Here is a 20,023-nt window from a genome sequence, read left to right on the forward strand (position 1 = left end):
ACTTAACAATTATGACCACTAATACTTTAATTTCCAATCCTGCTATTAATAATCGCCCCCGCGATGTTCAAACCGCCGAAATTGCCGAGCAAACGTGGGTTTTTCGCTCGCGTACTTGGGAAAGATTAAAATTTGAAATAGAATATGCTCGTCAACGGGGAACCACCGCGAATTCCTATCTTATCCGGGGCGATAAAACCGCCTTAATCGATCCCCCCGGAGAATCCTTCACCGAAATTTATTTGGAAGAAATTCGTCAATATGTCCCCTTACATCGTCTCGATTATCTGATTCTCAGTCACGTTAATCCCAATCGTATCGTCACTTTAAAGGCATTATTAGACCAAACCCATCAAATCAGCATCCTCTGTTCTAAATCTGCCGTCAATACCCTGAAAAATGCTTTTCCCGATGCCCAAATTTTGGGCATACGAACCGATGAAATCCTTGATTTAGGGCAAGGTCATCAACTCAGTTTTATTAATGTCCCTACCCCCCGCTGGCCTGATGGTATCTGCACTTTTGACCAAAAAACCCAAATTTTATACAGCGATAAATTCTTTAGTGTGCATCTGTGCAGTGACGATATTTGGGATAAAAATTGGAAACAATTAGACGCAGATCGTCGTTATTATTTTGATTGTCTCCATGCCGTGCAATCCAAAGCGGTAGAAACAGCCCTCGACAAAATTAAAGAATTTCCCGCCCAATATTATGCACCCGCCCACGGTCCGATAATTCGCTATAGTCTTAGTCGTCTTGCCCACGATTATCGCTATTGGTGTCAAGAACAAAAAACTAGACCCCTACAAGTGGCTTTATTATATGCTTCTGCCTACGGAAATACTGCCACCTTGGCCCGCTCGATCGAACGAGGATTATTAGAAAATGATCTGGCCGTAGAATCAATAAATTGTGAGTTTGCCACCCCTGCCGAAATTAGTCAAGCGATCGAAAATTGTGACGGATTTATTATCGGTTCTCCCACCTTAGCCGGTCACGCTCCTACCCAGATCCAAACTGCTTTAGGAATCGTTCTTTCCACGGCAGCAAAAACTAAATTAGCTGGGGTTTTTGGTTCCTACGGTTGGAGTGGGGAAGCGGTAGATTTAATTGAAACTAAACTCAAAGATGCCAATTATCGCCTTGGTTTTGAATCCTTGCGCGTGCGTTTTAACCCCACAGAAACCAGTTTACAAGCAGGTTATTTAGCCGGAGAAACTTTTGCCCAGACCTTGAAAAAAACCAAAAAATTGCGGGTTCCCCAACAGGGAATGACCGAAACACAAATCGATCGCACTGCCCAGGCCGTTGGTCGGATCGTCGGTTCCCTCTCTGTTCTCACCACTCGTCAGGGCGAGGATCATGCTGGTTTCTTGACCTCTTGGGTATCCCAAGCCAGTTTTAACCCCCCGGGGCTAATTATCGCCGTTGCTGACGAGCAAGCCGCTGATCGCCTAATTAACTCGGGAACCGTCTTTATCTTGAATATTCTCAAGGAAGGGCGCAATTTACGCCGCCATTTTTCCAATCGCATCAAATCTGGCGGCGATGTCTTTACAGGATTAGAAACCCAAGTCGGGGAAAATGGCTGTCTGATTTTAAGCGAAAGTCTCGCCTATCTAGAGTGTACGGTCAAAGAGCGACAACTCTGCGGCGATCGCTGGTTAGTCTATGCTACCGTCGAGCGGGGTCAAGTTTTGGATAGTAACGGTGTCACCGCCATCGGTCATCGTAAATCCGGTAGTCAGTACTAAAACTGGACTAGCGGCGCAAAATTCCTGACTTTTCCCCTATCATCGGCCTAGATTTCTGGAAAGCATAGGTTATGTTAGTATGTGAGGCTGTCCGACCGGGCTATTTTGTCTTTGTTTCCCCATGAAAAAATTGCCGCTAATCCTATCGGTGGGGAGTGTCGCTTTATTGTTGGTGGGATGTCCAGCTTCTAACCAAGCTAATCAATCCCCACCGATTACCCAAGAAACCCCCACCCCCACCCCCTCTCCTAGTCCCCCAGCTGCCCAACCTCCTGCCTTTAGCGGTGCTGTGCAACCGGCTACCAAACCAGCCACCCCAAAAGTACCTGGATTGATTCCCGCCACCGATCCTGACCAAAAACGGGCGGAAATTAATCGCGGTCGCAGCGATCCCTTTGCCCCTTTTACCCTACAACCAAATATTACGATTACAGTGGCGGAAAAACCCCCGGCTGGGACTCCGGCGGCTACCGCACCCGCAGCAATGGGCAATCGTTCCACCCCCGCAGCCGCAGCCACAGGCAATCGTTCCACCCCCGCAGCCGCAGCCGCAGCCACGGGCAATCCTCCCACCCCCGGAGGATCGATAGTAAAAGCTCCACCACCACCACCGCAACCGACGGAAGCGGAAGAAGTGCAAGTATCGGGCATCTTCCAGTTACCTACCACTGCCATGGCGATCGTGAAAGCCCCCGGAGAAGCCACGGAACGCCGAGTTATCCCCGGTTCTACCCTCTCTAATGGTTTAATTTTAGTTAAAGCGATCGATACTAATCCCGATAACCTCTATATTGTCTTAGAACAATACGGTCAAACTATTACCCGTCGCTTAGGGGATGATGTCCCCAGACCAGCCGCAGCACCGCAAGCCTCGATCAGCTATAATATTTCCGAATCAGGAGAATAAAACCCGTGCGATCGATTGCTATTCAACAAAAACAAACCATTATTTATCCCCAAATGCCCTTGGCTATCTATCGAGAGTTAGCCAGCCATTTACAACAGGTTCAGGGTGTGGAAACCCATCTCACTCCCCAGCAGTTCCAACAATTCGATTATCACCAAAGTCAGATCGGTAGTCTAGAAATTAACTATACCGAGACTTTTCAGGAAAGCGATCGCGCTCTGGTGACGGCAATTCTCGATTATTATGCCCAACGTCACGGCTCCTATCAGCTTTCCTAAGCTTTCTCTCTTCACCTTTTCTCCGATTACCGACTTTCTTCTTAAAAACTAAAGGTATTTTATAGGAGTTATCTTAATGCTGGGGATGATGCCAAATCCCGTCACACTTCATCTATTAAGGGTAGGGTTGATTCATGAATCAACCCTACTATGAATCAACCCTACTATGAATCAACCCTACCTTTTATAAAAATTAAAATCTTTCTGATTTTAAGTCACCGACGACCAGAGGTAGTCACTGATAACTGATAACTGATAACTGATAACTGATAACTGAAATGACCCTACCCAATTCCCTAGAAGAAACTATCCTGCAAGCGAAAGCCGCCACCCAACTGGCTCTAGAATCGGGAGCTAGACGCATACAAGTGGAATTAGTCATCCCAGAAATTGCCCTGCAAGCGCAAGCTTTAGCCCTTGATTTTGCCTCTATTTTTGACAGTTATGGTTCTGGTTTAAGGGTAATTTTTCCCGATACTGGGGCTGCCATGTTAGCTCGAAGGGATTGGGGAGAAACAGTTTTTCAACTGGGAGATTTAGGTAGTCGTTTTATTCCTGTCGAAAACAAAATTAAGCCCGAAGATGAAGTTTTTTTAGTTGTTTGCCCCTCCTCGGTTGAGATTAATTCCGTAGAAAAACTCTGTTACCTTGCCGAAGATCGCCCCGTAGTTCTTCTAATTCCTCAATTGGAAGATGTATCGGTAGTGGGTATCGGTTACGCAGCCCGACAATTGCGAGAAAGATTTTTAAGTATCCTAGAAAGTTGTTATTATTTTCGTCCCTTGGAATCAGCGATCGTGTATCGTTCCTATCCTTCCTTGTGGCAAGTTTGGCTAGAAAAAGAAGACGGTTATGAGTTAATTTCTGAACAATCCACTAAACCCATGGGCGAAGCTTTAGAAAATCTGATTCTGAAAGCTTCTAGTAATACTCCTAATGATGGTTCTAATCCTGCTAATAAAGCCAAAAAGTCTGGTTTATTTGCTACTATGGGACGCTTCTTAAAAGCATTACAACAGTGACATACTCCCCCCGTAAAGCTAGGCTGTGACGGGGGATTTTTTCCCCATTGCTGTTAGAAATTCTTGGCTTCTACAGATTGACCTCGATTGCAACTTTTATCCTTCTATTTTAACCGATCATTTGGCAATGCTATAATAAGATTAGTCGGTAGTTTCCCTAGAGGTAAACTTTTATGATTGTCAATAAGCGAGAACTCAAACAAGCCTTAAATCGGGTTTACTTGAAAATCAAGCCTGATGAAACAATTCAGGTTTTTCAAGCTAATTTGACGCGCTTGTTGGAGCAATGTGACAGCAAAAAGTCTGAAGAGTTTAAGGCTCTTCGGTTTGTCTTATGCAACGGACAGGATTATAAGAGATGAAACCCTTATAGATAGAGAAAGATATTTGGCGATTTTTGTCAATTGTTTTTGATCTAGAGCGAACTAATCAATTAAATTTCTTGCCAGATAAGGATTTAGTCGATTTATGCCCCCCTATCGAACCATACCAAGTAACGAAGAGCCAAAAAGCTGAGGGCTGATAGCTAACTACTGACAGCTAGATTGCTGGTCTAAAAAAGTAGCTGCGCCGAGTTTTAATTTTATTGTTTTCAAAAGAGTACACATCAGCAAAACCCTCATTCAGTTGAGAGCCATTTTTATGTATGCCAATAAACTGTCCCCAGCATGAACCATACTTCTCTGCGACAACAATATGTTCAATAAGATGTTTACCAGATACAATGATTCTGTCATACTGATAAAAATGCAGAAGTTTATCAATACCAATCAAATCGTGATAACCTGGACGTTGATAGATAATATTTTTATCAAAATACTTGACTAATAATTTAAAATCAGAAGAATCAATAGCCTCAAATAAATTAACGATTAATTCTTCATTGGCTGTAATATTTTGAGAATTAATAGACTGATACATAGTTAATGTCTCCGTTACGTTCATTTACCAATTGCCTCCCAAAGTTGTTGTTTAATTAGGTCTAATTTGAAGAATTTCCTTCAGACCTTTAAGTAAAACCTGATTATCCGCAGATGTACCAATCGAAGCTTTAAAACAATATTCATCTAAACCAGCTTGCAAACCACAATCCTGAACAAAAATTTGCTTGTCCTGAAGTGCTTGAACCAACTGCTTTGATGGAATTCTCAATGAATGGGTTCCAATAAACAAGAAGTTGGTGGATGATGGATATACCAAACAACCCAATTGCGCTAGATTCTTTGCCATAATTTCTCTTTCTTGACAGATTTTTTCAATATTGGAATTTACATAATCTATATCTTTTAAGGCAACAACAGCAGCCGCAAGAGCGATCGCATTGACTGAAAATGGGTTAGCAACTCGATAAAGATAATCAATGATTGTTTCATTAGCAATACTATAACCTACCCTAAGCCCAGCCAGACCAAAACTTTTTGAGAAACTACGCAAAACGACTAAATTAGGATATTGATCAACTAGGTCTATTACCGTTTCTTGGCAAAATTCATAATAGCATTCATCCACCACTACAATGCAATCCACTTCATTAAGAATTTTGATAATAATCTCTCGTGAGACATAATTAGCGGTAGGATTATTCGGATTAGCAATAAAAATAAGTTTTACTTCAGGGGTGACTTTCTGTAAAAGACGAGGAACTTCTAACCCAAAGTCATCTAATCTATTAACAAAAATTGGATTACCGCCAACAATTTTTGTTGCGTGTTGGTAAACAAAAAATGTTGGAATCGGAATTAAAACATTCTCGCCGAATTTGACAAAAATCTTGAGCAGTAATTCAATGATAGCATCTGAGCCATTTCCTACAAAAATTTGTTCTTTTCTAGTATTCGTATAATTAGCTATTGCAGTCCGTAGAGAATGATGCAAAATTTCCGGATATCTGTTAACTGTCGTTGCGGCCTTGATCATTTCTTGGATGACGAGAGGAGACGGTCCATAGGGCAACTCACTTTTGTCCAAAAAAACGCCTCTGTCGTGATTCAATAAGTCAGCTTTAGGAGCATTTAATGCTCTAATATGTTCGTTGATCAGATGTTTCATTTTTAAAATTACCTAATGGAAGTTTTGGAATTAATCCAGACAAGAACTTGAAGAAATTGGGACAAGTAAGTGGGCTTAATTAGTTCTTAGAAGTAGAACAAGCTTCTAGCCTTTGGACGGGCAGGATGCCTATCCCACATTTTATATTTAATCACCCAGAAACGGGAGAAATTTTCCAAGTCGAATCTGGCAAAAGTTCTAGAACTGTTTGATGATAATCAAATAAACTTTCTCGATGTCCCACACTAATAAACGTTGTTTTTATTTCTTTTAACTGTTGATATAAATTCTTTTCATTGATCAAATCCAAAGCACTAGTTGATTCATCTAAGATAACAAAATGAGGACGGGTCACTAATACTCGGGCAAAAGCCAGACGTTGTTGTTCCCCTAGTGATAATATATTTTCCCAGGGGACTTCTTGATCAAAGCCTCCAACTCTGGTAAGCACATCTTGAAGGTTTACTTGTTGTAGAACTTCACTGAGTTCTTGATCGCTCACTTGACGATCTACATTCGGATAAAGTAATTGTTCGCGTAATGTTCCTAGAATGATATATGGACGCTGGGGTAAAAAGAGGATTTCTTTGCCTGGTGGTCGTATTAAACGTCCAGTGCCTGAATTCCATAAACCGGCGATCGCTCTTAAAAGAGAACTTTTGCCACGTCCACTCGGTCCAACAATTAATAAACCCTGTTCTGATGCTAACTCAATTGTTAAATTTTCAACGATTACTTTTTCATAATTAGGAGTTTGTAAGGTGACATGATCAAAAGCGAGGCGGTTTTCTTCAATGCTTTTAATGGTGCTTACACCCTCAACTTCCTGGGTAATCGTTTCTAAGGTTTCTGAAAAAGTCACTAAACGCTCAATATAACTAGAAAGTCGTCCTGAAGTTGCAAATTCAGTGATCAATGTACCCAAAGCTGTGGCAAAAAGATTGGCGGCTAAACTAGCCTGATTTACCTGTCCAAAATCAATTTCATCTCTAATATATAAAGGGGCGACGAGTAAAAAGGGAAACACGTTAATAATTGACTGATAGCCTCGATCAAAAAAGTTCTTATTTCTTTCCCAATTAATCTTTTGTAAAGCAGTTTGAATTAAAGAACTAAATCGTTTTTTAAGAATATTAAATTCTTGATCTTCTCCCTGAAAAAAAGCAATGGATTCGGCATGATTACGAACATGGGTAACAGCATAATTATAATTGGCTTCAACTTCGAGTTCTTCTTGATTAATGTTATTAAATTCTTGGCTTAAATAAAAGGCAATCAAATTACCGATAGTGGTATAAATAATCAAAACCACTCCAATGGTTTTAGAAATCTGCCAGAGAATCACGAAAAAAACTATCATTTCCAAGATTTTCTCGACACAAGTTGCAAAAAAACTGAGGGTTGTTTTGGCGATGGGTTTAATTTCTTGGGTTAGACGTTGATCAGGATTATCAATGTTTGAGTCAAAGTTAATCTTATAATAGGCACGATTGCTAAAATATTTCTGCAACATATAATCATTCAGCCATTCATACCAGTCAAGGGCTATTTTCTCTCTCACAAACTTAGAAAGTCCCGTTAAGAGAGTGATCAACACAAAGCTAACAACCAAAATAAAAAGATTGTTCGTAAACCCAGATAAATTTTTCTCATCAATTACATTAACCAATTGACGCAAAATAAAACTATTGAAGGCAGTAACAGCCACTAAACAGATGATTAATGATAGCAAAAGTATTAACATTCCCCAGGATTTAATAACCTCAGAAAAAACTCTACCATCTGCTTCCATTGGATACCAATAGGCTTCAAGAACTAACTTCAGTTTATTCCAAAATTCTAGAAAATTAAGCTTTGAATCAGATTTTTTTTGCGCTTGCTTAGGAATATGTTGTGATTGCATAGTTATAAATTAAGTAAATGAATTTTTCCAATAGGGTAGTTGATTAAATTACAGATCAGCAAGCAAAACTTTGCTTTAGGTTTCAGGTTGATTAAAATGCTCTTGTATTGATTTTTTAAGTTGATCAGCCAAAATTTTGACATTGGGTTCATAGAGCATTTGTCCATGATTTCCTGGTACGGAAATCACTTGCACAGGTTTGTTACTATAAGGTTGCCATCCCCAATCGGATTGCTGATAATGGGACATGGCTTGATGTTCTTGCACCACAATTTCTTTGACATCTTGGGCGCGAAATAAAACAATAGGGGCAGAAATTACAAAATTAGGTTGATAAGCCGCATAATTAAGAGTAACTCGTTTCATCACCTCAAGATTGGTTTTCAGCAAAGATAGGGTAGAGTGTTCTGGTAAAACATTGTGATGATATAACGCCTCCGCCGCAAGATACCAACGGTTTTGATCATCGGATTGGGCGGCTAATTGTTCATAGTTAAGACCTAAAGAAATTCCTTTAACAGCCTCAATTCGTTCAATCATATTCCAGATCCAATCTAGGTCGCTTCTTTTGGTAATATAATCAGGATTAGCCACCAGTCCCGCATCAAATATTCCCAGTAAACTGATTATTTCCCCTTGTTGTTCTAGTTGAAAAGCCATTTCTAAGGCAACAGAACAACCCGATGAATATCCTATTAAGATATAAGGCCCTTTCGGTTGTTTTTGTTGTAAGGTTTTGATCAGCGAACTGGCATGATCTTCTACTGAAATGGGGAGAGAATGAGAACCGTCCCTGCCTGGTGTTTCTAGTCCATAAACAGGATGTTCATCGGCAAAATTCATGGCAAAATCTCGAAAATAGAAGGCGTGTCCATTAGACCCAGCAACACAAAATATAGAGATTTTCTGCCCTGAAGGTTGCAATACTAATAAGTCAGAAATAGACGGTTGTACCTCAAATTGAGATAGTTGTTGTGCCAATTGAGCAATGGTGGGATTCTGAAACAAACTGGTTAAAGACAGTTCCTGGTTAAAGTTTTTTTGAATCTCATTTAGGAGCTTAATTGCTAGTATTGAATGGCCGCCTAAATCAAAAAAGTTATCATGAATGCTAATTTTTTCACATTCAACTATTAAAGACCAAATTTCGGTTAATTGTTGTTCAATGTTGTTACGAGGAGCTTCATATAGACTTTGGGATTCATGGTTAGGATGGGGTAAAGCTTGACGATCAATTTTGCCATTGGGGGTTAAGGGAAATTCATCTAACCTTATAATTTGGCTAGGAATCATATAATCAGGTAAATGAGTTTTCAGGTGTTGTTTTAATTGTTGGGAAAGATCATCAATTAGTTCGCCTGTGACATAGGCCACTAATTGCTGATTATTTTCAGTTTTATGTAAATTGACAATTACTTCTTTAATGGCAGGATGCTTTAACAACACTGCTTCAATTTCCCCTAATTCAATGCGAAATCCCCGCAATTTGATTTGATGATCAATGCGTCCTAAAAATTCAATATTGCCATCATTTTGCCATTTAGCTAAGTCTCCCGTTTTGTAAATTCGTTCGATTTTTCCTAATAGGTTAACTTCAATAAATTTCTCCGCCGTTAAGTCAGGACGATCCAGATAACCCCTGGCTAATCCTGCTCCTCCTATATGTAATTCCCCTGGTACTCCGATAGAAACTGGTTGTAAGTGAGAGTCTAAAATATAAACCTGCACATTGGGAATCGGACGACCAATGGTTATTTTCTCCTCAAAAGATGTATATTTTGCGATCGTTGCACAAACACTTCCCTCTGTTGGGCCATAACCATTAAAGAAATTTCGTCCTTGTGACCATTTTTTCACCAATTCAGGGGAACAAGCTTCCCCCGCAACAATGATAGTTTGCAAAGAGGGTAGATTTTCCCAGGGTAGCACTGCTAAGGCTGACGGCGGTAAAGTAATATGGGTGATAGCATCATCCCGTAATCGCTCAACTAAGGGTAAACCAGGCATTAAATTGTCTTTATTTCCCAAATAAAGCGTTGCTCCCCCTCCCCAAGCCATCAAAACTTCCCAGATAAAAGCATCAAAACTAAAGGAAGCAAACTGAAGCACTCGACTTGAGGGATGCACATCAAAAGTTTCAATTTCAACCAGAGCTAAGTTACACAACCCTTTATGTTCAACCATCACCCCTTTGGGTTGTCCTGTTGAACCCGAAGTATAAATCACATAAGCCAGGTCATTAGGCTTACTTTGAAGTGCTAAATTATGGCAGGGAAATGACTCAAAATTAAGCCGATCTAAATTAATTAACTGACCAGAAAACTCCGAGAAAAACCCAGATAATTTATCATTGATAAAACTTTGCGTTAATAAGAGCGAAATTTTACTATTTTCTAATATATATTTAATTCGCTCTTCTGGATAATTGGAGTCAATCGGAACATAAGCTGCACCTGCTTTAAGAACTGCCAATAAGGCGGTCGCCATGTCTAAAGAACGTTCAATACAAATTCCAATCAAGGTATCAGGTTTAATTTGATAATTTTGATGCAAGAAATGAGCTAACTGGTTAGCTTTTTGACTTAGTTCTTGATAAGTTAAACTTTGTTCTTCAAAGACTAATGCTATATTGTCAGGGGTTTTATTTACTTGTTCTTCAAATAAATCAACTAAGGTTTTATCTTGAGGATAATTTGTATTGGTTTGATTCCAAAGTTCTAATTGTTTTTGGTCAGCTTTGGTTAGCCAAGATAGGGTCGAAATTGTTTGCTGTGGGTTAGTAACAATTTGTTGTAATAAAACTTCCCAATGTTCTGCCATTCGCTGAATGGTTATTGTTTCAAATAAATCAGTTGCGTATTCCCAGTTACAATTTAATTGACCATCAGATTCTAAAGCTAAAAGGGATAAATCAAACTTAGCAAAGGGATAACTTGAGTCTATCCATTCAATCTTTAATCCTGGCAAATTGAGAGCTTCACTGTCATTATTTTCCACAGCAAACATTACTTGAAAAATAGGATTATAGCTAAGGCTACGAACAGGCTTTAATTGTTCGACAAGAAACTCAAAAGGAATATCCTGATGCTGATAAGCGTCTAAACAAGTTTGACGAGTTTGGTGTAAAAATTGTTGAAAACTTTGTTCCGACTTTATTTGATTTCGCAGCACTAAGGTATTGGCAAAAAAGCCGATTAATCCTTCAGTTTGAGGATGGGGACGATTGGCAATAGGGGAACCAATACATAAATCATCTTGGCGGCTATAACGAGAGAGTAAAAGATTAAAAACCGCCAATAAAAGCATATATAAACTCACCCCCTCTTGTTGGCTGAGGGTTTTTAATTGCTCAGTTAATTCAGGGGTTAAGGTATGGCTATAATGAGATCCTTTATAACTTTGTATTGGGGGACGGGGATAATCTGTGGGTAATTCTAATCGTGGTGGTGCGTCTTTTAGTTGTTTTTTCCAATAGTTAATCTGGGTTTCTAATACCTCTCCCTGTAACCAATTTCGCTGCCAAGTTGCAAAGTCGCTATATTGAATTGGTAAGGGTTCAAGGGTTGGTTTTTGTCCTTGGGAAAAGGTAAGATAAGCATGGCATAATTCACGAATAAAGATACCTATTGACCAGCCATCACTGCTGATATGGTGCATATTTAGCAGCAAAATAAATTGGTCGTCTTTTAATTGTAGTAATTTAGCTTTAAATAAAGGGCCAGTTTTGAGATTAAACGGTTCTTGAACATGATTATTGATTAAGGTTTGAACCATTATAGACTGAGTTGGTTGATCAAGATTGCTTAAATCTTGTACGCTCAAAATGTTAAAATTTTCTATATTTTTAATCCGAATTTTGGGTTGCCCTTCCACAGTGGGAAAATACATTCGCAAACTTTCATGGCGATCGATGACATAGGCTAAACTCTCAAAGAGAGCATCAACATTAAGTTTTCCCTCCAATTGTAAACTCATGGGCATATTATATGTGGCATTAGAGTTTTCAATTTGCCCTAAAAACCAAAGTCTTTGTTGAGCGAACGAAAGCTGTTTTAAGGCATTTGTAGGTAATTTAGGAATATCTTTTTGAGATGTAACAGCTTGGTCTTTAGCTGTATTTAAAAAAGCTAAAATTTCTGTTTTATTAATTTTTATTTGTTGGATTAATTCAGCTGGAATGTCATTTTTTGTTTTCCGAAGGCGTAAATTGTCGCCATCAGCGGAAATGCGACATCCGAGTTCCCGCAACCGGCCCATTAACTTAATAATTTGTTGATCATTACTCATAATTCAATTTCCTCTTCATCTAAAGGTTGAGAATCCTCTGAAGCATTAACCCATAAACAGGTATCAAGATAGTTCGCTAATTCCTTGAGAATGGGATATTCAAATACTTTACTTAGGGGTAATTCTATTTTTAATTGGTCACGAATACGGGCAATTAACTGGGTCGCTAAAAGTGAATGTCCTCCCAAATTAAAGAAATTATCTTGTCGAGAAATTACCTCATACTTAAGTAGTTTAGCCCATAAACCTGCCAGTAATTCTTCTGTAGGGTTTTCAGGTAATTCAATGTCAGTTAATAAGATAGGTGTATTCTGATCAGGAAGGGCTTTACGATCTATTTTTCCATTGGGCGTTAAGGGTAATTTCTCCAGTTGAACAAAATGACTGGGAATCATATAATCGGGGAGGGTTTGCCCTAAATACTCTCGGAACTGGGCAATTAAAGCGGGATCAACATGATTAGTTTCTAGGGTTAAAGGTTGGTTAGCATAATTTTCCCAGCTTAGGGAATCTAAGCTATTTTTAGAAGCAAAACGAGGCTGACTAAAAGGATAGTTTGTATTGCGTTGAAAAATGACTTGAAAAGTGGAAAATTCGCGATCACCATATTGAACAAATGGAGTATAGGGTAAGTCCTCCGTCAAGGTTCGTAATGCTTCAGGGTTGATACCAATTTCCATCTGGCTTAAAATGGCTTTCAATTGTTTAACGGTTCCCTCAAACTCAGGAATTTTTTCCAATAATACCATTTCTGAAATCAGACGAATATTGGGAATATTTTCAATCCCTAACAAATCAGGTTTTTGAGTGTCTAAAATACGTTGAATCTTTTCTAGACTGAGTTGTTCTACTTCCCAGTTTAACCATTGCCATTTTGTAACTAATGGTTGAGGTTGATCTAAATATAGAACAACATCGTAACGAAAACGATTCATTTCTGTCTGATTATAACCCCGTTTTAATTCAATTTGGACTTGACTAATACGAGGATATTTTTGTTTTAGGAAAATAAAGAAATCTGGATCAATCAGTAATTCTTCTTCTGTCCTCAGACCGTTTCTAATTCGTTGACGTAATTCTTTAATGGATAGGTCATCATCCGCACGATAAAATTCAACGGCTGTATGGAAAGCCTCTAGAAGTTTAAGGTTTCTCATATCCCCAATTAAGATTTTACCCCCTGTCTCTATAGAGTTGATTACCCCATCTAAAACACCCAATAGGTAATCAACTGAGGGGAAATATTGAATCACAGAATTGAGAATAACTAAATCATAACTTTGGGGAGTAATTCCCTCAAATTGGTTCGCTGAACTTTGCTTTAATGTAACCTTTTTCTCAAGATTTTGTAATGTTAAGTTTTCCTGAACATACTGTAAAGCTTTGGTTGAAAAATCCGTCCCGAAAAAGGTTTGACAATGGGGCGCAATTTTAAATAATAACATCCCTGTTCCACAACCAATTTCCCAAACTCGTTTAGGTGCTAATTCTAGAATTTGTTCAACAGTTTTGTCTCGCCATTCTTCCATCAAATTTTGAGGAATCGGTTCTCCTGTATAGCTATCATTCCAACCTGCTAAATTAAGGGTAAAATCTTTTTCAGGAGTCTGGGGTTGAAAGTAAGCTCTATTGAAAACTTCTTGCCACATTTCCACCTGTTCTCCTTGTAAATATTCAGTTTCTGAGTCTTTTTTAGAGAGAACAATATAAGCCACCAAATTGGCATCAAAATCTGTATTTTTTCGTGCAATAACAACAGATTCCTTGATGTCGGGATGTTTGACTAAAGATGCTTCAATTTCTCCTAATTCAATGCGAAATCCTCTAATTTTAACTTGATGATCAATGCGACCTAAGTATTGTAAATTACCATCTAATAGCCAACGAGCAAGATCACCTGTTTTGTAAATTCGCTCAGTTTGGTTAAATAGATTAAGATTAATGAATTTTTCCGCGCTAAGATCGGGACGATTCCAATAACCTTGAGCTAAACCTGAACCTGCAATGCAAAGTTCTCCAGGAATACCAGGGGCCACAGGTTGATTATAACTGTCTAGAATATAGAGGCGAGTATTCGCGATCGCTTTACCGATAGTTGGTTCTTGTTGAGCATTTCTGAACACTTTTGTAAAGGTAGAATAAGTTGTATCTTCCGAGGGGCCATAAAGATTATAAATCAATTTGGCGGATGTCTGTTTATATAAAGCTTGTACTAAATTATTTTTTAATGGTTCACCTGCTAAATTTATCACTTGGACTGTTGCTGGAATAGCATTCATATTAAGCAATTCAGCCGCAGCACTTGGTACTGTATTAATTAAGGTAATAGGCACAATACTGTTACGAATTTGCTCAGTATCCAGAGCATTTTTAACTATGATAATACTACCCCCTTGAGTTAGGGGAACAAACATTTCAAAGATGGAAAGATCGAAACAAATTGAGGTTGATGCTAAGACCCCTGAGAGTTGTTCTGCACTGAAGACGGAATGCGCCCATTCAAGCAGCACTGCGGTACTAGAATGGGCAATAGCAACCCCTTTGGGTTTCCCTGTAGAACCAGAGGTATAAATAATATAAGCTAAATCATCAGGATTACTTTGACGAGGAGGATTATTAATTGATTGATTTTGCCATTTTTTCTGATCTAATGAAATGATAAAACAAGAATTATCTTGTTGTTTAAGCGATAACTTTTCTTGAAATAAATCAGTTGTTATTAATATAGGTACTTGACTATCTTCAAGTATAAAGTGAATGCGATCACGGGGATAATTAGGGTCAATGGGAACGTAGGCACTACCTGTTTTCAGAATAGCTAATAAACTGATGATCATTTTAGGCGATCGCTCAACACAAATTCCTATTAACGAATTATCTGGTAATTGATGTTGTTTTTTGTAATCTAATAAATAATTAGCTAGTTGATTAGCTTTTTCGTTCAGTTGCTGATAACTTAAGCTTTGTTCTTTAAATACAACAGCAATATTGTCAGGGGTTTTTGTTACTTGATATTCAAACAAAGTGACCAAAGTTTGATCTTTTGGATAATCAATATCGGTTTGATTCCAGATTTTAAATTGTTCAATTTCTGTCGTTGTAATAAACGGTAATTTATAAATAGATTGTTGAGGAGAATCAACAATTGCTTCTAGCAAAATTTCCCAATGTTGTGCCATCCTTTGAATGGTTTCCCCTGCAAATAAATCTGTGGCGTATTCCCAAACACAATGAAGCTTATTATCATACTCGGATAAATCTAATTTCAAATCAAACTTAGCAAAGGGATAATTCTGTTCAAACCATTTAATCTCAAGTTCTGGCAAACTAATTTTAGTACCTACCTCTGAGGTATTTTGCAAGACTAACATAACCTGAAATAAGGGGTTATAACTGAGACTTCTTTCTGGTTGTAATTGTTCGACTAAATACTCAAATGGGATATCCTGATGAGCATAAGCATCTAAACAAATTTGTCGAGTTTGTTGCAATAAATCTATAAAACTGTTATCAAAATTAATCTTATTTCTTAATACCAAAGTATTGACAAAAAAGCCCATCAAATCTTCAGTCTGACGATGGGTGCGGTTAGCAATAGGAGAACCAATACACAAATCACTTTGACCACTGTATCGAGACAGTAAAACACTAAAAGCAGCTAAGGCAGTCATAAAAAGGCTAACGCCCTGTTTTTGGCTTAAATTTTTAAGTTTATAAGTTAATTCTGCCGTCAACTCATATTCATAGAGAACCCCTTTATAACTCTGCTGTGGAGGACGAGAATAGTCTGTGGGGATTTCTAGTAAAGCAGGTGCATGGTTGAGTTGATTTTTCCAATAGTTTAATTGGGTTTCTAAAATATCTCCTTGTAGCCAATTTTGTTGCCAAGCTGCATAATCAGTATAGTCAATCGGTAAAGGTTCCCATTGAGGAGTTTGACCTTTAACTAAGGCACGATAAACTTGTTGCCATTCTCGCTTAAATACTCCCATTGACCAACCATCACTGATGATGTGGTGCATATTAATTAAGAGGACAAAATCCCTTTCCCCTAATTGTAATAATTTGGCTTTAAATAGAGGGCCAGTATTTAAGTTAAAAGGTTCTTGTGCGTGGTTATTGACTAATTTTTGTAGGATTTCTTTTTGCGTTTGAGAATCAATATTTTGTAAATTTTCAATGGTTAAGACTTCTATTTTTTCGGGATTTTGAATGATGACTTGAGGTTTTCCATCAACGGCGGGAAAATAAGTGCGTAAAATTGAATGGCGTTCAATTAAATAGAAAAAGCTTAATTTTAAGACTTCTAGATTGAGATTTCCTTGAAGTTGTAATGCCATAGGCATATTATAAATTGCCGATATTCCCAATCCTTCAAGTTGGGCTAAAAACCAAAGTCTTGATTGAGCAAAAGAGAGAGTTTTTGGGGCATTTTGGGCTTGGGGAATAATGGGGGGTAAACTAACTGCTGATGATACTTGACTAATTTCTGTAGCTAATTCTGATAATTGGGGATGTTCAAATACTTTACGAACGGCTAATTCTACCCCAAAACTATTACGAATACGGGTGACTAATTGGGTAGCTAATAGGGAATGTCCCCCCAATTCAAAGAAGTTATCTCGACGACCTACAGACTTAATTTTCAAGAGGTCTTGCCATAAACTGGCTAATAATTCTTCTGTGGGAGTAACAGGCATTTTGCCATCGGTGAATGTGTTTAAATCAGGGATCGGTAGGGCTTTTTTATCTAATTTTCCATTAGGGGTTAGGGGAAGAGTTTCCAAGATCATAATCTGACTGGGAATCATGTAATTGGGCAAACGGCTTTTCAGTAAGCTTTTCAATTCATCCCTAATATCACGGTGTTTTTCTTGCGGGATAATATAAGCTACTAATTGCTGATTATTTTCAGTTTCATATAGGTTAACAACAGCTTGTTTAACGATGGGATGCCCTAATAAAACCGCCTCAATTTCTCCCAATTCAATGCGAAAACCCCGCAGTTTTACTTGCTGATCAATACGTCCTAAAAATTTCAGATTTCCATTATCTCCCCATTTTGCTAAATCTCCTGTTTTATAAATTCGTTCAGTTTTCCCCAATAAGTTAACTTCAATAAACTTCTCAGCCGTTAAGTCTAGACGATTGAAATATCCCCTCGCTAAACAGACTCCTGCAATACATAATTCTCCAGGTATGCCTGGTGGTAAGATTTGCTGATTCCCATCTAAAATATAGGCACGGATATTATCTAACGGTTTACCAATATTGGGTTCTTGACCATTTGCCTGACAAAGAGAAAGTGTCGCTGTCACCGTCGTTTCTGTAGGGCCATAGCAGTTAAAAAACTGTCTTTGGTTTGCCCATTTCTCTACCACTTCAGCCGAACAGGCTTCCCCCCCAACAGCTATATTTTCTAAATGGGACAATTTGGCTTGAGGTAAAACAGATAGGGCTGAAGGCGATAAAAAGCTATGGGTTATTTTGTTAGTTTCTAGAAATTCTACTAGGGTTTGAGTCGGTAGTAATGTTTCTTTTTGGGCTAAGTATAAACAAGCACCATGACTAAGATTAGCCGCAATTTCTCCAATGGATAAATCAAAACTAAAAGACCCAAATTGAAGTAAACGACTTTGCGGTTTAATGTCTAATAATTTGCCCCAATTTAAGCAAAGATTAACAATTGATTGATGTTCAATCATTACTCCTTTAGGTTGTCCTGTTGAACCGGAAGTATAAATCACATAAGCTAGGTCATTAGGCTTACTTTGAACTTTTAAATTATGGCTTGAAAATAAGTCATAATCAAACCGGTCTAAATCAATAAACTGGCTTAAAGATTTTAGGTGAGATAGGGATAATTTATCTTGAACAAAACTCTGGGTTAATAGGAGTGAAATTTTACTATTTTCTAAAATAAATTTAATTCTATCTTCTGGATAATCGTAGTCAATCGGAACATAAGCAGCACCCGCTTTTAAAACCCCTAATAAACCGATAACCATTTCTAATGAACGTTCGGTACAAATCCCAATTAAGTTATCTGGTTTAATCTGATAGTTTTCTCGTAAATAATGAGCTAACTGGTTAGCTTTTTGATTGAGTTCTTGGTAGGTTAAGCTTGTCTGTTCAAAGACTAATGCTATATTATTAGGGGTTTGATTAACCTGTTTTTCAAATAAATCAACTAAAGTTTTATCTTGGCAATAGTTACTATCCGTTTGATTCCAAATTTCCAGTTGTTTTTGGTTAGATTCCGTCAGCAAAGGTAAAGTATTAATTGACTGTTGAGGATGATCAACAATTCCCTGTAATAAGACCTCTAAATGTTTTGCTATTCCTTGAATGGTCTTGGCTTCAAATAAATCTGTCCGATATTCTAATTCTGCGATTAACCCCTGGGGAGTTTCCCGACAAATCAACCCTAAATCAAATAACGTTGTTTTGTTTTCCCAATCAAAATTACTGATAGTTAACTCTGACAATTCTAAGGTCTCTTGAGATTCATTTTGTAAGGTAAAAAATACTTGAAATAGAGGATGATTGCTCGGCGATCGCTCGATTTGTAATTCGTCAATTAATTTCTCAAAGGGTAAGTCTTGATGATCATAAGATGCCAGGGTTTTATCCTTAACTTGTTGCAACAATTCCAAAAAAGTAAGATGACTTTGTAAATTAGTTCGTAAGGCTAAAGTGTTCACAAAAAAGCCCATTAATGGCTCTAACTCTTGGCGGTTTCGATTAGCGATCGCCGTTCCAATGACGATATCTTCCTGTCCACTATAGCGATAAAGTAGCACCGTAAAGGCAGTAAGAAGGGTCATAAACAGAGTTGTCCCTGATGTTTGACTTAACTCCTTCAATTGCTGTGTTAAGGTCAGGCTGAGGTGTATAGATTGACTAGAACCTTCATAGGTTTGTACAGAGGGACGAGGTTTATCAACGGGGAATTCTAAGAGAGGGGGAGCATTTTTTAACTGTTGCCGCCAATAATCGAGTTGGGTTTCTAGTATTTCTCCCTGTAACCATTGTCGCTGCCAATGGGCAAAATCAGCGTATTGAAGAGCTAATTTTGGCAAAGAAGCAGGTTGATTCAGACGAAAAGATCTATAAAGAGTAGATAATTCTTGATGAAATAGAGCGACTGACCAACCATCAAAAATGATGTGATGAATAACCAACAATAAAATATGAAATTGAGGATTGATTTCGAGTAATTTTACGCGTAATAAAGGACTCGTTGATAATTCAAAAGGGGTTTGCAGTTCTTCGGATGCTAATTGTCGCGCCTTCTCTAATTTAATATTTTCTGTCTCTCCTTCTAAATTAATCACTGGTATAGTTAACTGATAAGGAGGATTAATAACCTGTACAGGAGACTCGTTAACCACAGAAAAAGTCGTCCGTAATATTTCATGACGGTTAATAATTTCCGAGATCGCTTGCTCTAGTGCTTTTAAATTAAGACTTCCCTTAATTTCCCAAAAAATAGGCACATGATAAGGAGAATTTTCTTGATCAAATTGAGCTAAAAACCAGAGTCTCGTTTGAGCAAAAGACAGAGGAATATCTTCTTCCCTTGATACAGGAATCAATGATGATTTTTGCTTCTGTTGATTATTATCCGTTTTTGACTGCTGCTGCTTCAGCTTTTGCAGCACTAATTCTCGTTTTTCAGGAGAAAGATTTTCTAAACGTTTTAGCAGATCACTCATAGGATTTGTAGGTTCTCTGGAAATTGGGTTTATAAATTTATCTTATCTAGTCCAAGGGCGATCACAATCCGCCCCTACACAAGGTTTTTGGGGAATCATAGG

Annotated in this window: 9 protein-coding genes and 2 pseudogenes; 6 read left to right on the forward strand and 5 right to left on the reverse strand. The window is 38.1% G+C overall.

Annotated features, from left to right (window positions below):
• The first annotated feature begins 11 nt into the window (after window positions 1-11).
• From LW728_RS08805 to LW728_RS23385, 6 genes and pseudogenes are all read left to right on the forward strand, one after another.
• On the forward strand, window positions 12-1,757 hold the full coding sequence (locus LW728_RS08805; protein WP_287766320.1) for a diflavin flavoprotein: 1,746 nt from the start codon (window positions 12-14) through the stop codon (window positions 1,755-1,757).
• Window positions 1,758-1,878: 121 nt separating this feature from the next.
• A complete protein-coding gene (locus tag LW728_RS08810) occupies window positions 1,879-2,664 on the forward strand; it encodes a hypothetical protein (protein WP_287766323.1) in 786 nt (261 codons plus the stop codon).
• A 5-nt stretch (window positions 2,665-2,669) separates the two neighbouring features.
• A complete protein-coding gene (locus tag LW728_RS08815) occupies window positions 2,670-2,942 on the forward strand; it encodes a hypothetical protein (protein WP_002804170.1) in 273 nt (90 codons plus the stop codon).
• Between the two features lie 278 nt (window positions 2,943-3,220).
• Window positions 3,221-3,964: a DUF1995 family protein gene (locus tag LW728_RS08820; protein ID WP_287766326.1), complete on the forward strand. Its 744-nt coding sequence runs from the start codon at window positions 3,221-3,223 to the stop codon at window positions 3,962-3,964.
• Between the two features lie 173 nt (window positions 3,965-4,137).
• A pseudogene (locus LW728_RS23380) lies at window positions 4,138-4,278 on the forward strand (DUF7149 domain-containing protein); the annotation flags it as partial.
• Window positions 4,279-4,291: 13 nt separating this feature from the next.
• Window positions 4,292-4,487 (forward strand): annotated as a pseudogene (locus LW728_RS23385) (hypothetical protein).
• Between the two features lie 17 nt (window positions 4,488-4,504).
• Here the strand turns inward: LW728_RS23385 and LW728_RS08825 are convergent.
• From LW728_RS08825 to LW728_RS08845, 5 genes are all read right to left on the reverse strand, one after another.
• On the reverse strand, window positions 4,505-4,885 hold the full coding sequence (locus LW728_RS08825; protein WP_223211207.1) for a nuclear transport factor 2 family protein: 381 nt from the start codon (window positions 4,883-4,885) through the stop codon (window positions 4,505-4,507).
• A 51-nt stretch (window positions 4,886-4,936) separates the two neighbouring features.
• Window positions 4,937-6,013: a histidinol-phosphate transaminase gene (gene hisC, locus LW728_RS08830; protein ID WP_287766327.1), complete on the reverse strand. Its 1,077-nt coding sequence runs from the start codon at window positions 6,011-6,013 to the stop codon at window positions 4,937-4,939.
• A 151-nt stretch (window positions 6,014-6,164) separates the two neighbouring features.
• On the reverse strand, window positions 6,165-7,916 hold the full coding sequence (locus tag LW728_RS08835; RefSeq protein ID WP_287766329.1) for an ABC transporter ATP-binding protein/permease: 1,752 nt from the start codon (window positions 7,914-7,916) through the stop codon (window positions 6,165-6,167).
• Between the two features lie 75 nt (window positions 7,917-7,991).
• A complete protein-coding gene (locus LW728_RS08840; protein ID WP_287766332.1) occupies window positions 7,992-12,203 on the reverse strand; it encodes a non-ribosomal peptide synthetase in 4,212 nt (1,403 codons plus the stop codon).
• The gene (locus tag LW728_RS08845) at window positions 12,200-19,921 is read right to left on the reverse strand and encodes a non-ribosomal peptide synthetase (protein ID WP_287766334.1); all 7,722 of its coding nucleotides are present in this window, start codon (window positions 19,919-19,921) and stop codon (window positions 12,200-12,202) included. The genes LW728_RS08840 and LW728_RS08845 overlap by 4 nt, the downstream gene beginning before the upstream one ends.
• Window positions 19,922-20,023: the final 102 nt, after the last annotated feature.

The sequence above is a fragment of the Microcystis sp. 49638_E5 genome (genome assembly GCF_021300285.1).
Lineage (GTDB): Bacteria > Cyanobacteriota > Cyanobacteriia > Cyanobacteriales > Microcystaceae > Microcystis > Microcystis aeruginosa_C.

What these genes read in the sequence shown, in the direction of transcription:
- LW728_RS08805 (WP_287766320.1), top strand. Translation starts at nt 12, where the DNA reads ATGACCACTAATACTTTAATTTCCAATCCTGCTATTAATAATCGCCCC.
- LW728_RS08810 (WP_287766323.1), top strand. Translation starts at nt 1,879, where the DNA reads ATGAAAAAATTGCCGCTAATCCTATCGGTGGGGAGTGTCGCTTTATTG.
- LW728_RS08820 (WP_287766326.1), top strand. Translation starts at nt 3,221, where the DNA reads ATGACCCTACCCAATTCCCTAGAAGAAACTATCCTGCAAGCGAAAGCC.
- LW728_RS08825 (WP_223211207.1), bottom strand. Translation starts at nt 4,885, where the DNA reads ATGTATCAGTCTATTAATTCTCAAAATATTACAGCCAATGAAGAATTA.
- hisC (WP_287766327.1), bottom strand. Translation starts at nt 6,013, where the DNA reads ATGAAACATCTGATCAACGAACATATTAGAGCATTAAATGCTCCTAAA.
- LW728_RS08835 (WP_287766329.1), bottom strand. Translation starts at nt 7,916, where the DNA reads ATGCAATCACAACATATTCCTAAGCAAGCGCAAAAAAAATCTGATTCA.
- LW728_RS08840 (WP_287766332.1), bottom strand. Translation starts at nt 12,203, where the DNA reads ATGAGTAATGATCAACAAATTATTAAGTTAATGGGCCGGTTGCGGGAA.
- LW728_RS08845 (WP_287766334.1), bottom strand. Translation starts at nt 19,921, where the DNA reads ATGAGTGATCTGCTAAAACGTTTAGAAAATCTTTCTCCTGAAAAACGA.